At 42.1% G+C, this 21954-nt stretch carries 21 protein-coding genes; all 21 read left to right on the top strand.

Features of this window, described 5'->3' with window-relative positions; translation table 11 throughout:
• Window positions 1–21: 21 nt before the first annotated feature.
• The 21 genes from fliF (at window position 22) to H5114_RS00665 (ending at window position 21930) form a co-directional block, all read left to right on the top strand.
• The gene (gene fliF, locus H5114_RS00765) at window positions 22–1701 is read left to right on the top strand and encodes a flagellar basal-body MS-ring/collar protein FliF (protein ID WP_165870119.1); all 1680 of its coding nucleotides are present in this window, start codon (window positions 22–24) and stop codon (window positions 1699–1701) included.
• Window positions 1694–2740, top strand: a complete 1047-nt coding sequence (gene fliG / locus H5114_RS00760) for a flagellar motor switch protein FliG (protein WP_124016926.1) — start codon at window positions 1694–1696, stop codon at window positions 2738–2740. The genes fliF and fliG overlap by 8 nt, the downstream gene beginning before the upstream one ends.
• Before the next feature lie 136 nt (window positions 2741–2876).
• Window positions 2877–4055: a flagellar assembly protein FliH gene (fliH, locus tag H5114_RS00755; RefSeq protein WP_182721945.1), complete on the top strand. Its 1179-nt coding sequence runs from the start codon at window positions 2877–2879 to the stop codon at window positions 4053–4055.
• Window positions 4036–5376, top strand: a complete 1341-nt coding sequence (gene fliI, locus H5114_RS00750; protein WP_124016928.1) for a flagellar protein export ATPase FliI — start codon at window positions 4036–4038, stop codon at window positions 5374–5376. The genes fliH and fliI overlap by 20 nt, the downstream gene beginning before the upstream one ends.
• Window positions 5377–5381: 5 nt before the next feature.
• Window positions 5382–5834, top strand: coding sequence for a flagellar export protein FliJ (fliJ, locus tag H5114_RS00745; protein WP_182721944.1), 453 nt, complete (start codon window positions 5382–5384; stop codon window positions 5832–5834).
• Between the two features lie 295 nt (window positions 5835–6129).
• Window positions 6130–7725 carry a flagellar hook-length control protein FliK gene (locus tag H5114_RS00740; RefSeq protein WP_182721943.1) on the top strand — a complete coding sequence of 532 codons (1596 nt, stop codon included), beginning with the start codon at window positions 6130–6132 and terminating at the stop codon, window positions 7723–7725.
• Window positions 7726–7815: 90 nt separating this feature from the next.
• Entirely contained in the window at window positions 7816–8340 is a 525-nt protein-coding gene (fliL, locus tag H5114_RS00735; RefSeq protein ID WP_404948337.1) for a flagellar basal body-associated protein FliL, read from the top strand.
• A 29-nt stretch (window positions 8341–8369) separates the two neighbouring features.
• On the top strand, window positions 8370–9398 hold the full coding sequence (gene fliM / locus H5114_RS00730) for a flagellar motor switch protein FliM (protein ID WP_182698016.1): 1029 nt from the start codon (window positions 8370–8372) through the stop codon (window positions 9396–9398).
• Window positions 9399–9408: 10 nt separating this feature from the next.
• Window positions 9409–9792 carry a flagellar motor switch protein FliN gene (fliN, locus tag H5114_RS00725; protein ID WP_124016933.1) on the top strand — a complete coding sequence of 128 codons (384 nt, stop codon included), beginning with the start codon at window positions 9409–9411 and terminating at the stop codon, window positions 9790–9792.
• Window positions 9793–9877: 85 nt separating this feature from the next.
• Entirely contained in the window at window positions 9878–10279 is a 402-nt protein-coding gene (gene fliO, locus H5114_RS00720) for a flagellar biosynthetic protein FliO (RefSeq protein WP_371697198.1), read from the top strand.
• A 14-nt stretch (window positions 10280–10293) separates the two neighbouring features.
• The gene (gene fliP / locus H5114_RS00715; RefSeq protein WP_404948336.1) at window positions 10294–11040 is read left to right on the top strand and encodes a flagellar type III secretion system pore protein FliP; all 747 of its coding nucleotides are present in this window, start codon (window positions 10294–10296) and stop codon (window positions 11038–11040) included.
• 12 nt (window positions 11041–11052) lie between these two features.
• Window positions 11053–11322 carry a flagellar biosynthesis protein FliQ gene (fliQ, locus tag H5114_RS00710; protein ID WP_124016935.1) on the top strand — a complete coding sequence of 90 codons (270 nt, stop codon included), beginning with the start codon at window positions 11053–11055 and terminating at the stop codon, window positions 11320–11322.
• A 3-nt stretch (window positions 11323–11325) separates the two neighbouring features.
• Window positions 11326–12129: a flagellar biosynthetic protein FliR gene (fliR, locus tag H5114_RS00705; RefSeq protein ID WP_124016936.1), complete on the top strand. Its 804-nt coding sequence runs from the start codon at window positions 11326–11328 to the stop codon at window positions 12127–12129.
• Between the two features lie 9 nt (window positions 12130–12138).
• On the top strand, window positions 12139–13272 hold the full coding sequence (gene flhB, locus H5114_RS00700; RefSeq protein ID WP_124016937.1) for a flagellar biosynthesis protein FlhB: 1134 nt from the start codon (window positions 12139–12141) through the stop codon (window positions 13270–13272).
• A gap of 137 nt (window positions 13273–13409) precedes the next feature.
• Window positions 13410–15509: a flagellar biosynthesis protein FlhA gene (flhA, locus tag H5114_RS00695; protein WP_182721941.1), complete on the top strand. Its 2100-nt coding sequence runs from the start codon at window positions 13410–13412 to the stop codon at window positions 15507–15509.
• A 29-nt stretch (window positions 15510–15538) separates the two neighbouring features.
• Complete coding sequence (gene flhF, locus H5114_RS00690; RefSeq protein WP_182721940.1) at window positions 15539–16924, top strand: flagellar biosynthesis protein FlhF; 1386 nt, start codon at window positions 15539–15541, stop codon at window positions 16922–16924.
• Window positions 16925–16928: 4 nt separating this feature from the next.
• Window positions 16929–17810, top strand: coding sequence for a MinD/ParA family protein (locus H5114_RS00685; protein WP_124017021.1), 882 nt, complete (start codon window positions 16929–16931; stop codon window positions 17808–17810).
• Window positions 17803–18522, top strand: coding sequence for an RNA polymerase sigma factor FliA (locus tag H5114_RS00680; RefSeq protein WP_182698022.1), 720 nt, complete (start codon window positions 17803–17805; stop codon window positions 18520–18522). Before H5114_RS00685 ends, H5114_RS00680 begins: the two co-directional genes overlap by 8 nt.
• Before the next feature lie 44 nt (window positions 18523–18566).
• Window positions 18567–18950 (top strand): chemotaxis response regulator CheY, encoded by a 384-nt coding sequence (gene cheY, locus H5114_RS00675; protein WP_011919599.1) that lies wholly within the window; start codon window positions 18567–18569, stop codon window positions 18948–18950.
• A 13-nt stretch (window positions 18951–18963) separates the two neighbouring features.
• Window positions 18964–19701: a protein phosphatase CheZ gene (locus H5114_RS00670; RefSeq protein WP_124016941.1), complete on the top strand. Its 738-nt coding sequence runs from the start codon at window positions 18964–18966 to the stop codon at window positions 19699–19701.
• 15 nt (window positions 19702–19716) lie between these two features.
• Window positions 19717–21930 carry a chemotaxis protein CheA gene (locus tag H5114_RS00665; protein WP_182721939.1) on the top strand — a complete coding sequence of 738 codons (2214 nt, stop codon included), beginning with the start codon at window positions 19717–19719 and terminating at the stop codon, window positions 21928–21930.
• The last annotated feature ends 24 nt before the right edge of the window (window positions 21931–21954 follow it).

The raw sequence follows: 21954 nt of genomic DNA, 5'->3' as shown, positions 1-21954 counted from the left end.
GTACGTATTGTGAGCACAGACATGATGGTAGGTTCAGATTCAACAGTTGATGGCGGCGTCCAGCAAGAGAATAAATCTGGGCTGCTTGGCGGCATCGGTGGTGCAGATATGATGCGCCAAGTGATCATGATTTTGGCACTAGCGATATGCCTAGCGCTCGCTGTGTTTGTGATGATGTGGGCACAAGAGCCAGATTATCGACCACTGGGTAAAATGGAAACAGCTGAGATGATCCAAGTCTTAGATGTGCTTGATAAAAACCAAATCGAGTATCAAATCAACGTCGATGTTGTGAAAGTACCTGAAGATAAATATCAAGAAGTAAAGTTACTGCTTAGCCGTGCGGGGATTCAAAGTAGCACTCAAGCTAACGATTATTTAAGCCAAGACAGTGGTTTTGGTGTTAGCCAACGTATGGAACAAGCGCGCTTAAAACAAAGCCAAGAACAAAACCTAGCCAGAGCTATTGAAGAATTAAAAAGTATTAGCCGTGCTAAAGTTATTTTAGCGTTACCAAAAGAAAATGTTTTTGCCCGCAATGCTTCTAAGCCAAGTGCTACAGTAGTGGTGAGTGTGCGCCGCGGTGGTTTAGGCCAAGAAGAGATTGATGCGATTGTTGATATTGTTGGTTCGGCTGTTCAAGGGTTAGAGCCTTCTCGTGTAACGGTAACTGACTCCAATGGGCGTTTGCTGAATTCAGGTAGCCAAGATGGTACCTCAGCAAGAGCACGTCGTGAGCAAGAGCTCGTGCAGCAACAAGAAGCTGAATACCGTAAAAAAATTGACTCAATTCTAATGCCAATCTTAGGCCCAGAGAACTTTACTTCTCAGGTTGATGTTAATATGAACTTTACTGCAGTAGAGCAAACCGCAAAACGTTTTTCACCAGATTTACCGGCTATTAGAAGTGAAATGACCATTGAACGTAACTCAACGGGTGGAAGTTCTGGTGGTATTCCTGGTGCGCTAAGTAATCAACCGCCGATGGAGTCTGATATTCCGCAAGTTGCAGGTGAAGCGACTGCTTCAACCGTATCTGGCGATTCTTCAAAAGAAGCGACTCGTAATTATGAATTAGATACAACTATCAGCCATACTCGTCAGCAAATTGGTGTGGTACGCCGTGTGAGTGTGTCAGTAGCGATTAACTTTAAACCTGGGCAAGTAGATGAAAATGGCCAGGTCACTCGTGTAGCGAGAACTGAGCAAGAGTTAACTAATATTCGTCGTTTACTCGAGGGCGCTGTTGGGTTTAGTACCCAGCGTGGTGATGCTCTTGAAGTGGTAACCGTTCCCTTTATGGATCAGCTAATTGAAGAGTTACCTGAACCTGATATGTGGGAACAACCATGGTTTTGGCGTGCAATTAAGCTAGCATTAGGTGCGATTGTTATTTTAGTGCTTATCTTGGCTGTGGTTCGTCCTATGCTTAAGAAGCTAACCAATCCTAATGGGATCAACATGCCAGATGATGTTCGTCCTGGACATGAGTTAGCAGAAATTGAAGATCAGTATGCAGCAGATACCTTAGGTATGCTCAATACTAAAGAGGCGGAATACAGTTATGCTGATGATGGCTCAATTCATATACCTAATTTGCATAAAGATGATGATATGATTAAAGCAATTAGAGCGTTAGTGGCTAACGAGCCTGAACTTTCCACTCAAGTAGTTAAAAACTGGTTACAAGACAATGGCTAAAGACAAAGTAGAAAAAGCAGAGAAATCAACGGCATTTGACCCAGATTTAGTTACTGGTGTTGAGAAAACAGCCATTTTGTTGCTCAGTTTGAGTGAAGCGGATGCTGCGTCAATTTTGAAACACTTAGAGCCTAAGCAGGTACAAAAAGTGGGTATGGCTATGGCGGCGATGGATGACTTTGGTCAAGAAAAAGTCATTGGGGTTCACAAGCTATTTTTAGATGATATTCAAAAATTCTCTTCAATTGGTTTTAACAGTGAAGAATTCGTCCGTAAAGCGTTAACCGCGGCATTGGGTGCAGATAAAGCTGGTAACTTAATTGAACAAATTATTATGGGCAGCGGGGCTAAGGGGCTTGATTCATTAAAGTGGATGGATGCCCGCCAAGTGGCGACCATTATTCAAAATGAACATCCTCAAATTCAAACCATTGTGTTGTCTTACTTAGAACCGGATCAAGCGGCTGAAATTTTTAGTCAGTTCCCTGAAAATACCCGTTTAGATTTAATGATGCGTATTGCCAATCTTGAAGAAGTTCAGCCAGCAGCATTGCAAGAGCTAAACGACATCATGGAAAAACAATTTGCGGGTCAAGGTGGTGCGCAAGCAGCCAAAATGGGCGGCTTGAAAGCTGCAGCCAATATTATGAACTACCTCGATACTGGTATTGAGAGCCAAATAATGGAAACTATGCGTGAGTCTGACGAAGAGATGGCGCAACAAATACAAGACATGATGTTTGTATTTGAAAACCTCATTGACGTAGATGACCGTGGTATTCAGGCATTGTTACGTGAAGTACAGCAAGATATCTTGATGAAGGCACTTAAAGGTGCAGATGAAGCTTTAAAAGAGAAAATTCTGGGGAACATGTCCAAGCGTGCTGCAGAATTACTGCGTGATGACTTAGAAGCCATGGGGCCTATTCGTATCAGTGAAGTTGAAGTAGCACAAAAAGAAATTCTGTCTATTGCACGTCGACTCAGTGACAGTGGTGAAATTATGCTAGGCGGGGGGGGCGGTGACGAGTTCTTGTAATCTTACGATTAGGTATGTCTGAAAGATATACCTAATTTACTTGCCTAATTCGTTTGTTGTCAGTAAAGCTAATACATTGTACTCCTGTTATTATTTTGTTTTGAGCCAATGTTTTCAATAACACAAGTGACCAATTATGTCTGAATCAAAAGTGCCTAAAGATGTCACCAATGCCGATAATGAGCATGAGTTTAGCCATTGGCAATTACCTGATATTACCAAAGACAGCAGTCACGATCCTTCAAATTTATTTGGTCAATTTTCTGAAGCTCATCGGCCAAGCCCCGTTTCTGGCCCTGAGAAGTCTATGGCGCCGCCTACGATGGCACAAATCGAAGATATTCGCGCAGCGGCAGAGCAAGAGGGGTTTGAGCAAGGTCAACAAGAAGGTCATCAACAAGGGCTGGAACAAGGGCGTTTAGAAGGGTTAGAGCAAGGTCATCAGCAAGGTTTTGCTCAAGGCGAACAACAAGGTTATGAGGCTGGTCAAACTAAAGTTAATCAGTTAGTTGAACAACTTAATCACATTATGACTCAATTTGAGTTGCCATTATCAATAGTTGATAACGAAATTGAAGCCGAGTTGCTCGCCATGACAATCAGCTTAGCAAAGTCGGTAATTGGTCACGAACTAAAAACGCATCCAGAGCATATATTATCAGCGTTACGCCAAGGTGTTGACGCCCTACCATTAAAAGAACAACTGGTTAAATTACGCTTAAATCAAGCCGATGCTGAAATCGTCAGCCAATGCTATAGTGCTGAACAATTACAGAAAAATAACTGGCAAATTGATATCGATCCTACTTTATCAAATGGCGACTGTATTATTGAAAGTGTCCGCTCCTCCGTTGATTTACGCGTCGAGCAACGTATCAATCAAGTATTTAGTGAATTGGATGCTCAGTCGAATCAGATAGCTAAAAATGTACAACAACAAAAGTCTACTCATCCACAATATCAAACAACATCAGTCGATAATTTGACAGAGTATCAACAAGCCTCTGAGTCTGCTGATGGCATTAAGGCAATCGACGATCAAGCCGCTTCAGATACTGCTCCCGACCAAGATAATCAGCTCGAGACTGGACAAACAGATGTTGCTCAGAAGACTAATGCGACTGAATCTTTTGCTGAAAATGTTCTAGATTGCTCAGCTGCATCACTCAATGTTGAGCATGATACTAGTGCCACTGTCGATAACGATATAACGCTCAATACAAGTGCACCAGCGGGTAGTAGCGCAGGCGATGACGATCAGCAACAGAACAAAGGTCTATCTCAAGGAAATATCGATGACCACCCGTCAACATAAACTCCTCAATAAACTGTCGGTGCATCATAAACACGTGTTACCGCTTAGACCCGTCGCTAGCGGCCAGTTAGTTAGGGTTGTTGGTTTAACCTTAGAAGCGACAGGATGTCGTGCGCCTGTGGGCAGTTTATGTTCCATTGAAACTATGGTTGGTGAGTTAGTTGCTGAGGTGGTTGGCTTTGATGACAAACTGTTGTATTTAATGCCTATTGAAGAGCTGCGAGGTGTCTTGCCTGGCGCACGGGTTCAACCCTTGGGTGAGCAATCTGGATTAAATGTCGGATTAGCATTGTTAGGTAGAGTATTAGACGGTAGCGGCGTGCCGTTAGATGGTTTGGGGCCACTGAATACGGATCAATACGCAGCCCGTCATGGTCCTTACATTAATCCATTGTCTCGACGTGCCATTACCGAACCATTAGATGTCGGTGTTCGTGCCATTAATTCGATGTTAACCGTAGGTAAAGGTCAGCGAATGGGGCTGTTTGCTGGCTCTGGGGTAGGTAAAAGTGTGCTTCTAGGCATGATGACCCGAGGTTCTAAAGCCGACATTATTGTGGTGGGATTAGTCGGCGAGCGTGGCCGCGAAGTTAAAGAATTTATTGAAGAAATTTTAGGCAAAGAAGGTCGTGCCCGCTCGGTTGTAGTGGCTGCCCCGGCAGATACTTCGCCATTAATGCGTTTACGAGCCTGTGAAACATCGACTCGTATAGCCGAATATTTTCGTGATTTAGGCTACGATGTTTTATTGTTAATGGACAGCTTGACACGTTATGCCCAAGCGCAACGTGAAGTGGCGCTTGCGGTAGGAGAACCGCCAGCAACCAAAGGCTATCCACCCTCTGTGTTTGCTAAGTTACCCCGTTTAGTTGAGCGCGCCGGTAATGGCGGCGCTGGACAAGGTTCTATTACGGCTTTTTATACTGTATTGACCGAAGGTGATGATCAACAAGATCCGATTGCAGATGCTTCTCGAGCGATTTTAGACGGCCATATCGTGCTATCTCGTCAACTTGCCGATTCGGGTCATTATCCCGCGATTGATGTGGAAGCATCAATTAGCCGTGTTGCGCCAATGGTGATAAGTGGAGAACACTTAGAGGCGATGCGTAAAGTTAAACAGATGTATTCTTTGTATCAGCAAAATCGTGACCTGATTTCAATTGGCGCGTACTCACAAGGCAGTGATCCTCGGATTGATAATGCGATACGTTTACAACCTGCAATGAATGCTTTTTTACGTCAAGGGTTTAAAGAACCTGTCTCATTTGAAGAAAGCCGAGTGATGTTGACTCAAATTGCCGCTCAATGTCAGGGATAACCTAGATGACTCGCACAGACCCATTATTAACGGTATTGAAGCTAGCGACTGCTGCCGAGGAACAAGCGGCATTGCAGCTCAAGTCGGCTCAATTTGAAAAACAAAAACGTCAAGGGCAGCTCGATGCGCTAAACAATTACCGTTTAGATTACATGAAGCAGATGGAAGGGCACACGGGCACGACATTACGTGCTAATCAGTACCATCAGTTTCATCAGTTTATTCGTCAAGTTGATAGCGCTATTACCCAACAAGTGGCAGCGGTTAAAGATGCCGAAAAACAAGTGGGTTACCGTCAAGTTCACTGGCAAGAAAAACAACAAAAACGCAAAGCGGTAGAAATGTTACTCGCTCAGAAAGCCAAAAAGGCTATGGTCGTAGAAACAAAACGTGAACAAAAAATGTCAGATGAGTTTGCTATGCAACAATATTACCGTCAAAAATCAATTAAGTCATAGCCTCCAAATCTATCACTCGTTTTACCGCAGTCCCTTTTGATTGGTTCGCATTCAAACTCTATTTATTCTCTAAACTTTATCAACTAATATTTATTGGCACTTAAATTGCTTAATATAAATTTAAGTTTACATTGGAATAGAAATCGTCAGCGAAGCGACAGTGGAAACCTCATGATGAGGTTTGTAATGACTCTATTGATATTACCTAATATCGACATATGATTCATCGAGGTAATTTGATAGCTGTTTGTTAGACGATAATGACCTAACTTTGTTTGATTGAGTGGAGCTGATTATGCAGCAGATGAGCAATATCTTACTTGGAAATAGCAGTAAATCTGCTGATCTTAGTACAAAAGGAAATATGCAAGGTGTTGAAAATACATCATTCTTGTCTGCTTTTAATCAAGCGAGTGAATCCGAACTTGCTTCGCGGCCTACCCCCAATAGTGCACCTGTATCGTTAGACGCTGAAATGGATCAAGTCGATGCTGCCAATGACCTTGATATATCTACTGAAGAAAATGCTGATGACCATGATTTACCTACTGAAGAAAATGCTGATGTTGAATTGATTTTTGCTCAGCTTAATATGGCTGATGCATTAAATAAACGTCATTCCTCTGGCGGAAATGAATTGCCGCATGTGGATACATTAGATATTGGTTTTGACGCGATATCTTTGATCGACCCTAACAGTAGTATTATTGATGAGCTGAATAGCGATAGTCAGTCAGAGATGGAGGCGTTACTCACTGATGCTATTGATTTACCCGCTGACTCTCTTTCTACCAAAGAAGCTCTTTCTCAGCTTAGCCCTGAAGATATATCCAGCTTAATGGCATTTGCCAATTCATCTGAAAATGATTTACAAGCACTAGACATTAAGGGTTTAAGCGAGTTAATTAATGACTTTAATTTACAAGCGCCTGTTGTTGATGAATCCATTCTAGCGATGGTGTCTGCAGATATAGACAGTAGTGACGATTCCCCAAAAAGTATCCTTAGATCTGAAGAACAAAACCAAATTGATAAATCAATTGCCGCCAGTGTCACCGTTCCAGGCCAAACTGGCTCTGCGGGTCTTAATTCTGCGGTTGTTAAATTAGATCGCACCGGTTTTTTGGAGGCTAGCTCCACTCTTGCATCTTCTTCAGCGATATCTGCCGACCCTAAGACGATTTTAGGTGATAGCACTGGTATTGATGGCAATATTCAATCAGATACTGATAATGCCAAAATACTGGCAAAAGCTGATTTTTCTGTGGTCCTAGATGATTCCCTAGCGACCAAGCGTACATCAGGAGAACTGTCAGCCAATATAAATTCGGCTAACTTGGGTTTAGACGCAGTGAATGATATCGGTGATACCGACACTAAGGCTTTACAAAATCAGAGTAGTTTTACTCCGATACATAAAAGTGATGTACCACAATTTCAGTTATCGTTGAAACCGCAAGGCGATCATGGTGCGCAAATGCAAGAGATGATCCAGCGCTTTTCTCCGGTCATGAAGCAGCAGTTAATTACTATGGTCAGTAATGGTATTCAGCAAGCTGAAATTCGTTTAGATCCGCCGGAACTTGGGCATTTAACCGTTAAAATTCAAATTCATGGTGATCAAACCCAAGTACAGTTTCATGTTGCTCAGTCGCAAACCCGTGATATTGTTGAGCAAGCAATGCCTCGATTACGCGATATGCTTGCCCAAGAAGGATTACAACTAACAGACAGTCAGGTTTCTCAAGGCGACGGGGGACGTGATCAGCAAGGACAATCTGGTGATCATGCCGCTGGAGATACGCAACTGGATGAAATTTCAGCACAAGAGCCTAGCTTGATGACAAATCCATCAAGGAGTTTACATTCTGCTATAGATTATTATGCTTAAGCAGGTAACCTATAGCACTAATATATCTTTTCAAGAATAACGAGTTATTCAGTTAAGTTATAATGTTAATCACAATGTTGATTAGGAACCATAATGCCTGAACAAGAATTAGAGTTAAACGACACACCTAACGCCGGTAAAAAAAACAAGAAACTATTCATCTTTGGTGGCATTGGTTTAGTATTAGTTTTGCTTATTGGCGGCGGATTGTGGTTTTTTATGGGCTCGGACGAGCCTGCCGCTACCGACGTCAGTGGTGATGCATCTGCCGATCCCGCTGCGCCGATAGTCAGTTCTGAAGCAGAGTATGTCGGTATGCCAAGACCTTTTTTATTTAATTTACCAGGCGCTGACCGTGCTCGTTTAGTTGAAATAAAAGTCCAATTAATGGTGCGTGGTGAAAGTAATAGTGTATTGACCCAAAAACATATTCCTTTAATTGAAGATGCGTTATTAACGACCTTTAGTGCTGCTGATGTGCAAAAGCTTAGTACCCAAGCCGGTAAAGACGAGCTGCGCCAGTTAGCCTTGCTCAATGTTCAGAATACGCTGCAACCAATAACAGGAACTAAAGTGGTAGAGAAAGTCCTGTTTACTGGTTTTGTCATGCAATAACTAAAAGCGTTAACTGCTAAGGCGATAATGTGAGTGATTTATTAAGCCAAGATGAGATTGATGCGCTATTACATGGTGTCGATGACGATGATGATGATGACATTGTAGAAGATAGTGCTGATGCACGATCGTATGATTTCTCATCTCAAGATCGTATTGTGCGCGGTCGTATGCCAACGCTTGAAATCGTCAATGAGCGATTTGCTCGGCATTTACGCATCAGTATGTTTAACATGATGCGTCGCGCTGCAGAAGTGTCAATTAATGGCGTACAAATGCTTAAGTTTGGTGAGTATGTACATACGCTATTTGTTCCAACGAGTTTAAATATGGTGCGTTTTAGTCCACTAAAAGGCACAGCGTTAATTACCATGGAAGCAAGACTAGTCTTTATTCTCGTCGACAACTTCTTTGGTGGTGATGGCCGTTTTCATGCCAAAATTGAAGGTCGTGAATTTACTCCAACAGAACGCCGAATAGTCCAGTTACTGCTTAAAATTATTTTTGAAGATTACAAAGAAGCATGGGCGCCGGTAATGGACGTGGAGTTTGAATACCTCGATTCTGAAGTGAACCCTGCCATGGCCAACATTGTCAGTCCAACAGAAGTGGTGGTGATTAACTCATTCCACATCGAAGTCGATGGTGGGGGGGGAGACTTCCACATCACTATGCCGTATTCGATGATTGAACCAATACGTGAATTACTCGATGCCGGTGTTCAAAGTGATAAACAAGATACCGATATGCGCTGGTCGCAAGCATTACGTGATGAGATCATGGACGTGCAAGTTGGTTTTGATGTCAATGTGGTTGAGCATGAAGTGACTTTACGTGATGTGATGGGATTTAAAGCGGGTGATATTATTCCGATTGATTTGCCTGAACATATTATGATGCGAATAGAGGGCTTACCAACTTACCGCTGTAAAATGGGTAAATCACGCGATAACTTAGCATTAAAAATCAGTGAGAAAATCCCGCGGCCAGAAACGGTTAAAACAGAGCTGCAATTAGTGACTCGCAAAGGCAAGTCGCGTGATATTTCAGACTTATAAGGTGAAGTAAATGAGTACAGAAGATACTGGCGATGACTGGGCTGCAGCAATGGCTGAACAGGCTTTAGAAGAAGCGGAACATGTCGAATTAGATGAGTTAGTCGACGAGTCCAAGCCTATTTCTAAAGAAGAAGCGGCAAAATTGGATGGTATCCTAGATATTCCTGTGACCATTTCTATGGAAGTTGGAAGAAGTTTTATTAGCATTCGAAATTTACTCCAGTTGAACCAAGGCTCTGTTGTTGAGCTTGACCGCGTCGCAGGTGAGCCTCTGGATGTTATGGTTAATGGCACCTTGATTGCCCATGGGGAAGTGGTGGTCGTTAATGACAAATTTGGTATTCGTTTAACTGATGTTATTAGCCAGACTGAACGTATTAAAAAGTTAAAATAACCATTTACACTAACGAAGCAGAGATCAGTATTCATTGAGTCTTTGTTTAGTGGGTTAACTATCACAAGGAATCACAGTGGCTAATATGATACCAATGCTCGGCATCATGAGTGAGGCATTAAGCGCCCCTGCAATGTCTAGCACTTTAGCTAGTAACACCTTAGTTCGGCCCGCCGAAACCTCTAATGTTGCAACCTTAGCGAATATGGTTGGTGGATTAATCGTCGTTTTGGCGCTGATTTTCTTGTTAGCGTATATTGTGAAACGTCTTAAGTTAGTCCCATCAAATGGTGGAATCATTAAAACGATTGCTGTGACGCCCATTGGACAGCGTGAAAAGGTGGTATTGGTGGAGGTCAATGGTCAGCAATATTTACTTGGCGTGACTTCGCAACAGATTAATCTTATCGATAAGTTATCTACCCCTGTCGACGTTCCACTTTCCTCGTTTGCCAGTCGCCTAAAACAAGCCAAGGAACAGCAATAATGAATAAGTACATAATGGTATTGGTGTTGGCGATACTGACGTTAGTGGCCGTTGTTCTATCACCCTCTGCACTGGCTCAAGACGGGGTATTACCTGCGTTGACGGTTACAACTGGTGCTGATGGAACCACTGAATATTCGGTAACCATGCAGATTTTATTGCTGATGACGGCAATGAGCTTTATTCCTGCCATGGTGATTATGCTAACCTCTTTTACCCGTATTATTGTGGTGTTATCGATATTAAGACAAGCTTTGGGGTTACAACAAACACCGTCGAATCAGGTACTGATTGGGATTAGCTTGTTTATGACTTTTTTTATTATGGCGCCCGTGTTTGATAAAATTTATGCTGAAGCGGTAGAGCCTTATATCAATGAAACCATGACATTAACCCAAGCTTATGACGTTGGCAAAGAGCCAATTAAAACATTCATGCTGTCGCAAGTTCGCACCACAGACTTACAAACTTTTATTGAAATATCAGGCTATAAAGACATTCAATCTCCTGAACAAACGCCAATGAGCGTTGTTATTCCTGCATTTATTACTAGTGAGCTTAAAACGGCATTCCAAATTGGCTTTATGCTGTTTGTGCCTTTTTTAGTACTAGACTTAGTGGTTGCCAGTATTTTAATGGCGATGGGGATGATGATGTTGTCACCAATGATTGTGTCGTTACCCTTTAAAATCATGCTGTTTGTACTGGTTGATGGTTGGGGTCTTGTGATGGGCACATTAGCGAATAGTTTCGGAATATAAGGCCTCGTATTTATGTCTCCAGAATCGCTCATTGATATCTTTCGAGAAGCACTCTCCGTTATCGTACTGATTGTGTCAGCGATTATTTTGCCTGGCTTATTTATTGGTTTGATTGTGGCGGTCTTTCAGGCGGCGACTTCAATTAACGAGCAAACCTTAAGTTTTTTACCACGTTTGCTCGTGACCTTATTTGCATTGATGTTTTTAGGCCACTGGCTAGTGCAAACTATGATGGATTTCTTCTATGAGATGGTCAACCTCATCCCACAGGTTATAGGTTAAGTTGTGGATATTTTGTTTGATGAAATCAGTCAAACAATTGCGGCCTATCTTTTGCCTTTTTTTCGTATTTCATCCATGCTCATGGTAATGGCTGTGTTTGGCGCTAATACTACTCCCGCTCGAGTTCGACTGATGTTATCTGTTGCGATAACTATGGCCGTTGCGCCTATGCTGCCTCCTATTGAAAATATCGAGTTAATGGCATTAAGTTCCGTTTTTGTCATTGCTCAGCAGATTTTGATCGGGGTCACTATGGGTTTTGTCACCTTAATGGTAATGCAAACTTTTGTGTTAACGGGGCAAATTATTGGTATGCAAACCAGTTTAGGTTTTGCCTCTATGGTAGATCCGGGATCCGGTGAGCAAACACCCGTAGTGAGTAACTTTTTTCTATTGCTCGCCACATTAATTTTTTTAGCCGTAGATGGACATTTATTGATGTTGCGGATGTTGGTAGCCAGTTTTGAAACGATTCCAATTTCAAATCAAGGCATATCAATTGCTAATTACCGTGCCCTTGCTGATTGGGGCAGTTTCATGTTCGGTTCAGCCTTAACGATGTCGATTTCTGCGATTATTGCTTTACTACTAATCAATTTATCCTTTGGTGTGATGACTCGTGCATCACCGCAATTAAATATTTTTTCGATTGGTTTTCCGGTCACTATGGTTAGCGGTTTATTGATTTTATGGTTAACGTTAGCCCCGATCATGGCGCATTTTGATGAAGTGTGGCTGGCTGCACAGCTGCTCATGTGTGATCTATTGCTACTTCAATGTCAAATTGATGGTTCAGTGGTTTTTTAGGGGGCATAAATGGCAGAAAGTGATAGCGGTCAAGAACGCACAGAAGACCCCACAGGAAGGCGACTTGAACAAGCACGTGAAAAAGGTCAAGTCGCTCGCTCTAAAGAGTTAGGTACTGCAGCTGTATTGCTTGCTGCATCGATAGGGTTTTCGATGACAGGACCTGCTATCGCCAAAAGTCTCTATACCATTATGAAGCAAGTTTTTTCAATGGAACGCGATCAAATTTTTGATACTAATTCCATGTTTCGGGTTTGGGGCGTTGTTGGCAATGAGCTTGCTTGGCCGTTGATCAGCTTTATTGCTTTATTGGCATTCGTGTCTTTTCTGGGGAATATTGCCTTAGGCGGCATGTCTTTTTCAGTCAAAGCCTTTATGCCAAAAGGCAGTAAAATGAACCCAATGAGCGGCTTTAAACGCATGTTTGGTACTCAAGCCTTAGTTGAACTTACAAAGGGTATCGCTAAATTTTCTGTGGTAGCGCTATCTGCATATTTCCTTCTTAGTTTTTATTTCTATGATATTTTGACTCTGTCTAGCGATCATCTTCCTGGTAATGTTTATCACGCCTTAGATTTGTTGATTTGGATGTTTATTTTACTGTGTAGCTCTATGCTATTGATTGTTGTTATTGATGTGCCATTTCAAATTTGGAATCATAACAAACAGTTAAAAATGACCAAGCAAGAAGTTAAAGATGAATATAAAGACACTGAAGGTAAGCCTGAAGTTAAAGGCCGCATAAGACAAATGCAGCAAGAGCTGGCGCAACGACGCATGATGACCGAGGTACCTAATGCTGATGTTATCGTGGTCAACCCTGAACACTATGCTGTGGCGGTTAAATACGATGTAAGTCGTTCTTCTGCACCCTTTTTAATCGCTAAAGGGGTCGACGATGTTGCTTTTAAAATACGTGAAATTGCTCGTGAACATAATGTTGCTATTGTTTCTGCTCCACCACTTGCCCGTGCTATTTACCACACAACTAAAATAGACCAGCAAGTTCCAGAAGGCCTATTTACTGCAGTAGCACAAATACTCGCGTATGTTTTTCAGCTAAGACAATATCAAAAAGGCAAAGGTCGTCGGCCTAAACCCATTCCTATTAATCAACCTATTCCTGATGATTTAAAACATTAATCAACCCTATATCAGTCAAATCGCGACGTTATGAATGATGCTATAACTAATAGTGGCTTAGTTTTTGCTTTGTAGATTTATTAGCGTCAAATAAAAACATAGTATTTCGCAATAGACTATACAAAGGGTTCCCCTCTATGGATGCAAAAGCAGCTTTCGGGCAGTTTAAACAAATAAGACCATCGACATTTAAAGGTATCGGTACACCTTTATTGGTACTTGCTGCGCTTGGGATGGTAGTTTTACCCATTCCTGCTTTTTTACTCGATATCCTATTTTCATTCAATATCGCGTTAGCATTAGTTGTGTTACTTGTTGCTATTTATTCAGACAGACCCCTTGATTTTGCTGCATTTCCGACAGTCTTACTGGTTGCTACTTTATTAAGACTCGCGCTTAACGTTGCCTCCACCCGTATTGTATTGCTCGAAGGTCATAATGGTGGTGATGCTGCGGGTAAAGTGATTGAAGCCTTTGGTTCTGTGGTTATTGGCGGCAACTATGCGGTTGGTTTAGTGGTGTTCATTATTCTTATTATCATTAACTTTGCTGTGGTAACTAAAGGTGCGGGGCGTATTGCTGAGGTGAGTGCTCGATTTACCTTGGATGCTATGCCGGGTAAGCAAATGGCCATTGATGCTGATTTAAATGCTGGCACTTTAACCCAAGACCAGGCGCGTATTCGCCGTGCTGAAGTGACTCGTGAAGCCGACTTTTATGGTGCGATGGACGGTGCTTCAAAGTTCGTTAAAGGTGATGCTATCGCCGGTATTATGATTCTTGTCATTAATATACTCGGTGGCTTTGTGATTGGTATCGTTCAGCATGATCTGGATTTTTCTAGTGCAGTAGAAATTTATACTTTGTTGACCATCGGTGATGGCTTGGTTGCACAAATTCCCGGTTTATTATTATCAATTGCAGCCGCGTTAATGGTAACGCGTCAAAATGAATCTGGTGATATGGGCCAAATGATGTTTAGTCAGATGTTTGACAGTCACAAATCATTAGCCATTGCTGCTGGGTTACTGTTTATCATGGGTATTGTGCCTGGAATGCCTCATGTGGCATTTTTGACCTTCGCATTGATTACTGCTGGTGCAGCGTACTTTGTCTACAAGCGGAATGTTGACAAAAAACAAGCGGCACTGACACTGGCGACCAAAGGGCCAGTAGAAGCTAGAGATAAAGAACCTAAAGAGTTAAGTTGGGATGATGTGCGTCATGTTGATACTATCGGTCTGGAAGTGGGATATCGGTTAATTCCATTGGTTGATAAGTCTCAGGGTGGTGAGTTATTAGGCCGAATCAAAGGTGTGCGTAAAAAATTGTCACAAGAATTAGGTTTTTTAGTGCCAGCGGTGCATATTCGTGACAATCTAGACTTATCGCCAAATGCATATCGTATTTCCTTAATGGGTGTGGTGGTAGGTGAGGCTGAAGTTAGACATGATTGTGAGCTAGCGATCAATCCTGGTCAGGTTTACGGTAAGCTTGACGGTATTGACACCCGTGACCCCGCTTTTGGTTTAGAGGCGGTGTGGATCACACCAGAGCAACGTGAACATGCACAAACATTAGGTTATACCGTCGTTGATACCGCAACGGTTGTGGCAACGCATATTAGTCAGTTATTGAGTAATAATGCAGCCAAACTATTAGGTTATGAAGAAGTGCAGCAGTTAATGGATATGCTGAGTAAGAACTCGCCTAAATTAGTTGATGGTTTTGTACCCGATATTATGCCGTTGGGTTCGGTTGTTAAAGTCATGCAAAACTTACTTAACGAAGGCGTCTCGGTTCGTGATTTACGCACCATAGTGCAGACATTATTAGAGTACGGCACCAAGAGTAATGATACCGAAGTCTTAACTGCAGCAGTGCGTATAGCACTAAAACGCATGATAGTACAAGAAATCTCTGGGCCTGAACTTGAAATACCTGTCATTACATTGGCGCCAGAGTTGGAACAGATGTTGCATAAGTCTATGCAGGCGACTGGCGGTGAGGGACCGAATATTGAACCCGGCCTTGCAGAACGCATGCAGCAGTCATTGTTAGATGCTGCACAGAAGCAAGAAATGGTAGGGCAACCAGCCATTTTATTGACCTCTGGTATGTTGAGGTCAACGCTGTCCAGATTTGTTAAATACACTATTCCAAATTTACGAGTGATTTCTTATCAAGAAATACCCGATGAGAAACAAATTAGAATTGTTTCTGCTGTTGGCCAATAGTGATAACGTCAGTTTATTGAGGTGCATAAGTGAAAATTAAACGATTTTTTGCCAAAGATATGCGCGAAGCATTGGCTCAAGTAAAAGAGACCTTAGGCTCTGACGCTGTCATTATGTCAAACAAAAAAGTTGCAGGCGGAATCGAAATTGTCGCCGCAGTCGATTATGATGAACCTAAGGCCTCTATTGCATCGCAAGCGCCGACGACTAGCTTTATGGATGTCAGTGAGGATCGCGTCTCAATAGGCGCTAAGCCTGTAATGAAAGCTCAATCTAAGGTAAATCCGCCACCGGAAGCAGATTCTCTTCAAGCATTGCTTGAAAAACAGCATAATCGCATGAAACAACAAATGTCTGTTCGCCAAGATGAACCTGAATTACCTGAGTGGGCGCGTCAATTACAAGGGGCAAAGACTGCTAAGCCAACATCAACGTTAAAAGCGCCGGTCGTGCCTGAACACACTAAAAAAACTAATAGAAATCAATCTGATGATATGGACGCGTTACGTGAAGAAATGGCTTCATTACGTAACTTATTGACCCATCAAGTGTCATCGTTAATGAAAGACCAAAAAAAGCGTACCGATCCAGTTGGTGCTATGCTTGAAAGTAAATTGATTGCCGCAGAGTTTTCTCCTGCAGTTGCTGCTAAACTAGCAGGATTGAGTCAACATTATACGCCAGCCGACTTAGTAAGAGCGCTACCGCAAAGCTTAGCTAACTTACTCGACAACCAAGGTGATGATATTGTCAAACGTGGTGGTGTGGTCGCTTTTGTTGGCCCAACAGGTGTAGGTAAGACGACTTCTTTAGCTAAAATAGCAGCTCGATTTGCTGCCCATCATGGCCCCGAGCAGGTGGCATTGATTACCACAGATCATTATCGTATTGGTGCCTATGAGCAATTAGCAACTTATGGCAAAATAATGGGCTGTCCGGTGAAGCAAGCACATGATTTAGCCGAATTAGAACAAATTCTTTATCAATTTAGGAATCGTAAGTTAGTATTAATCGATACCGCCGGTATGGGGCAGCGAGATATGCGCTTATATCAGCAACTTGATAATTTGACGGCAAATAGTAGGATCCCCATTCGGAGTTACTTAGTCTTGTCAGCGACAGGCCAGCGCCGTGTCTTACAAGATGCTGTAGAACATTTTAAACGTATTCCATTAGCGGGTGCGATTTTAACAAAATTAGATGAATCAATATCAATTGCAGGTGCATTGAGCGTATTGATTCAAAATGAGTTACCATTAAGCTATGTTACTGACGGTCAACGTGTTCCTGAGGACATGAAAGTCGCAGATACACTAGAGCTAGCCAAGAAAGCTCTCGCGGCGTTAAATGAAACTGAACAACAATTATCACAAGACACAGTGTGGTCTAATGACACAGCCTATGCATTTGAGTAAAGATATGACTCGGGATCAAGCAAGTGGTTTACGTATGATGAATCAACCAAATAACGATAAAGTTAAAGTAATTGCCGTATCCGGTGGTAAAGGCGGAGTTGGTAAAACAAGTGTGTCAATTAATACTGCGGTAGCATTAGCCGAAAAGGGCAAACGTGTATTAGTACTTGATGCCGATTTAGGTTTAGCCAATGTCGATGTGATGCTCGGGATACGTGCTGAGAAAAATTTATCTCATGTTTTGTCAGGTGATGCCGAATTAGATGACATCATTGTACGCGGACCCAAAGGTATCGGTATTGTTCCTGCTACATCAGGTTCACAAGCGATGGTTGAATTGACACCAGCACAACATGCCGGCTTGATCCGTGCATTTAGTGAAATGCGGACTCAGTTTGATATTTTAATTGTTGATACTGCTGCCGGTATATCAGATATGGTGCTGAGTTTTTCTCGTGCATCACAAGATGTATTAATAGTGGTTTGTGACGAACCAACATCGATTACCGATGCTTATGCGTTAATTAAGATACTAAGTCGTGAACATGGTGTGTTCCACTTCAAAATTGTGGCAAATATGGTACGTAGTTTACGAGAAGGTATGGAATTATTTGCTAAACTCAGTAAAGTGACAGATAGATTTCTAGATGTTGCATTGGAGTTGGTGGCAACCATTCCCTTTGATGAGAATTTACGTAAAGCAGTTCGTAAACAAAAACTAGTCGTTGAGGCTTATCCTAAATCACCTTCAGCTATTGCTTACCACGGATTAGCCAATAAAATTATGACTTGGCCTGTGCCACAGCAACCCGGTGGTCATTTAGAATTTTTTGTTGAACGTCTTGTACAACGTAAGCCGATACAAGAAGGAAGAACGGGTGAATAAAGCCGCAGCGTATACTCAGTTCGATAACAAAACGTCTATCATTGAACAGTATGCACCGTTGGTAAAAAGAATTGCTCATCATATGCTGGCAAGATTACCAGCATCGGTGCAACTTGATGACCTGTTACAAGCTGGAATGATGGGGTTGCTTGAGGCCTCATCAAAATTTGATAACAGCAAAGGTGCTAAGTTTGAAACTTTTGCTGGCATTAGAATTCGTGGAGCGATGATAGATGAAATTCGTCGTGGTGACTGGGTTCCACGCTCAGTTCACCGTAATAATCGTCGAGTTGCACAAGTAATTGATGAATTAGAGCAACAGCTTGGTCGTGATGCTTATGATACTGAAATTGCTGAAAAGCTTGAAATGTCGCTCGATGAGTACCATCATATCTTAAATGATGTTTCTGTTGGTAAAATCATAGGCATAGAAGATCTTGGTGTTTCACAAGATGTGTTAATCACAGATAATGAATCGCCAGATGAGGCCTTTGACTCGCTTGCTGAAATTCAATTCCAATCTGCATTGGTTGAAGCAATTAAGACATTGCCAGAAAGAGATGCGTTAGTGTTGTCGTTATATTACAACGAAGCATTAAATTTAAAAGAAATCGGTGCCATCCTTGATGTTAGTGAATCGCGTGTAAGCCAGATATTAAGTCAGGCAATGCTCAGATTAAAAGCTAAACTCAAGCATTGGACACAAGAATAATAACTTATTTAGAGCAAACGAGTGTCAGCTCACCGGAGGAAACCTTGGACAAGAATATGAAGATTCTTATTGTTGACGATTTTTCAACAATGAGGCGTATCATTAAGAACTTGTTGCGAGATTTGGGATTTAATAATACCCAAGAAGCAGATGATGGCTCAACAGCCCTACCTATGTTACAAAAAGGCGATTTTGATTTTGTAGTAACAGACTGGAACATGCCTGGAATGCAAGGTATTGATTTACTTAGAGCAATCCGTGCAGATGATTCGTTAAAGCATTTACCCGTATTGATGGTAACCGCAGAAGCCAAGCGTGAACAAATTATTGCTGCAGCGCAAGCTGGGGTAAATGGTTATGTGGTAAAGCCTTTCACCGCCGCAACGTTAAAAGAAAAGTTAGATAAAATCTTTGAACGACTCGCATAAGCAAGGATAAGTCATGCAGGCATCAATATCGGGGTTAATCACTCTCGAACAGGCCCAAGAACTTGTTGAATTGCTTACCTTAGGTCAGCAAGATAAAGCTGATGACGTCATCAGGGAGCTTGCTACACCATTGCAGCGTGAGCTTTTTGAAGAAGTGGGTAAGTTAACTCGACAACTTCATAGTGCATTAAAAGATTTTCAAATTGATAACCGTTTATCTGAATTAGCCAATACCGAAATTCCGGATGCTAAAGAAAGATTAAACTACGTTATCGATATGACAGAGCAAGCTGCTAATAAAACCATGGATGCAGTTGAAGAATGTCTACCTTTGGCCGATACCATTATCAGTAATATTCAATCAGTAACGCCAATGTGGGATAAATTGATGCGTCGTGACATCGAGTTGGGTGAGTTTAAATCACTTTGCCACGATGTTCAGCAGTTTATGCTACACAGTGAAAATGATTGTAATCGTCTTCGTGAGCTATTAAATCAAATTTTAATGGCGCAAGACTTCCAAGACTTAACTGGCCAAATGATCCGTCGAGTGATTGATTTAGTTCGTGAAGTAGAAAGTAATTTAGTTTCAATGCTAACGGTGTTTGGTGATCATATTACTGAGTCATCGCCAACGATAAACGATAATAAAATAGAAGCAGAAGGCCCCATCATGAATGCAGAACTGCGTGAAGATGTGGTGACAGGTCAGGATGAAGTAGACGATCTGCTATCAAGTCTGGGTTTCTAATTAGGAGTCAATTTAATGTCCTTTGATGTTGATGAAGAGATACTCCAGGACTTTTTAATTGAAGCTGGTGAGATTTTAGAGCTTCTACAAGAGCAGCTAGTTGCTCTTGAAAATAATCCTGATGACAGTGATTTACTTAATGCTATTTTCCGTGGATTTCATACTGTCAAAGGCGGAGCTGGTTTTTTAAGCTTAAAGCCGATGGTTGACGTGTGTCATGAAGCTGAAAATACGTTCGATTTATTGCGCACCGGAAAACGTGGCGTAAATGCAGAATTAATGGATATTATTTTGCAAGCGGTCGACGCCATTAATACTATGTTTGCTCAAACTCAACAGGGACAAGAACAAGACCCAGCAGATCCAATGCTACTTGCGAAACTCAAATTATTAAGCTCAGGTGCGCCATTACCCTCAGAGATGTCGGCTGCAGAACTTGAACCTATCGAAAATGTTGTTGAGGTTAACGAGCCTGAAGTTATTGAGGATGTGAGTCCTTTTACGGCAGAAACGTCTGATTCTGGCAGCATTGATGAAATTGATGAGTTAGAATTTGAAGCCTTACTTGATGCCTTACACGGTTCAGGTAACAGTCCTGTTGCATCTAAATCTTCTGCAATAAAGAAAGACAATATTGACTCAAAACCAGCACCAGCAAAAAGCAGTGACGAAATTACCGATGACGAATTTGAAGCACTCTTAGACGAGTTACACGGCTCAGGTTCATTTAAAGCCAAAGACGAACCTGTGGTTGCTGCTAAACCTGCAAGTACACCAGTTGCTCAACCCGCAGTAGACTCAGATGAAATCACCGACGATGAGTTTGAACGTCTTTTAGATGAATTACACGGTAAAGGCACTGCCCCAGTAGCGAAAGTGCAATCAACTCCGGTTGCTGCAGAATCTGCTAAAGTGGTTACTCCTCCACCGGCAGCAAAACCCGCTCCGACTCCAGTTGCTAAGCCAGTTATGCCATCGACTCCAGCCGTTGTGCCAAAAGTTGAACCCTTAGCAGATAAAGCCCCAGTCAAAGCGTCGTCTGTGCCACAAGGTGAAACCACAGTTCGCGTAGATACCGCTCGTTTAGATCAAATCATGAATATGGTTGGTGAATTGGTATTAGTCCGTAATCGACTGGTGAGCTTAGGCATTAATCGTGAAGACGAGGAAATGTCAAAAGCACTTGCTAACCTTGATTTGGTGACCGCTGATTTACAAGGTGCGGTGATGAAGACGCGCATGCAACCTATCAAGAAAGTATTTGGTCGTTTCCCACGGGTTGTTCGAGATTTAGCGCGTACATTAAATAAAGAAATTGATTTAGTGATGATTGGTGAAGACACCGATCTTGATAAAAATTTAGTTGAGGCTTTAGCCGATCCTTTGGTCCACTTAGTGAGAAACTCAGTCGACCACGGTATTGAAATGCCGGTGACTCGTGAAGCAAATGGTAAATCCCGAACCGGTACTATTACCTTATCGGCTAGCCAAGAAGGTGATCACATCCTGCTGAAAATTGAGGATGATGGCGCTGGCATGGATCCTGAAAAGCTAAAACAAATTGCGATAAGTCGTGGTGTGCTCGATGAAGATGCCGCCTCGAGAATGACTGATAACGAAGCGTATAATCTGATTTTCGCTCCAGGCTTTTCAACTAAAGTTGAAATCTCAGACATTTCAGGCCGTGGTGTGGGTATGGATGTGGTGAAAACCCGCATAAATCAACTCAATGGTACTGTCTACATTGATTCGATGAAAGGTAAGGGCACCACACTTGAAATTAAAGTGCCGTTAACCTTGGCTATCATGCCAACCTTGATGGTTGATGTGTCTAATCAAGTCTTCGCTCTGCCATTATCGAGTGTTAATGAGATCTTTAATTTAGATTTAACCAAAACCAATATTGTCGATGGTCAATTAACGGTTATTTTCCGTAATAAAGCCGTGCCATTATTTTATCTAGAACATTGGTTGCACAGTAAGAAATCGACATTTAAGCATGGTGATAAGAAGCATGGCCATGTTGTGATTGTTCAACTTGGTACGATGCAAATCGGTTTCGTTGTTGATGCATTAATTGGGCAAGAAGAAGTTGTCATCAAACCACTTGGCAGTATGTTACAAGGTACGCCAGGAATGGCGGGGGCAACAATTACATCAGATGGTGGTATTGCACTTATTTTAGATGTGCCAGGACTACTGAAACATTACGCCAAAAGCAAAAAATAAAAAAAGTTCCATTATTTAAGGAAT

Source organism: Shewanella sp. SR43-8, assembly GCF_014163775.1.
Classification (GTDB): Bacteria; Pseudomonadota; Gammaproteobacteria; order Enterobacterales; family Shewanellaceae; genus Shewanella; species Shewanella vesiculosa.
Note: the sequence above shows the minus strand (reverse complement) of the source record. Positions and strands in the feature narration are given on the sequence as shown.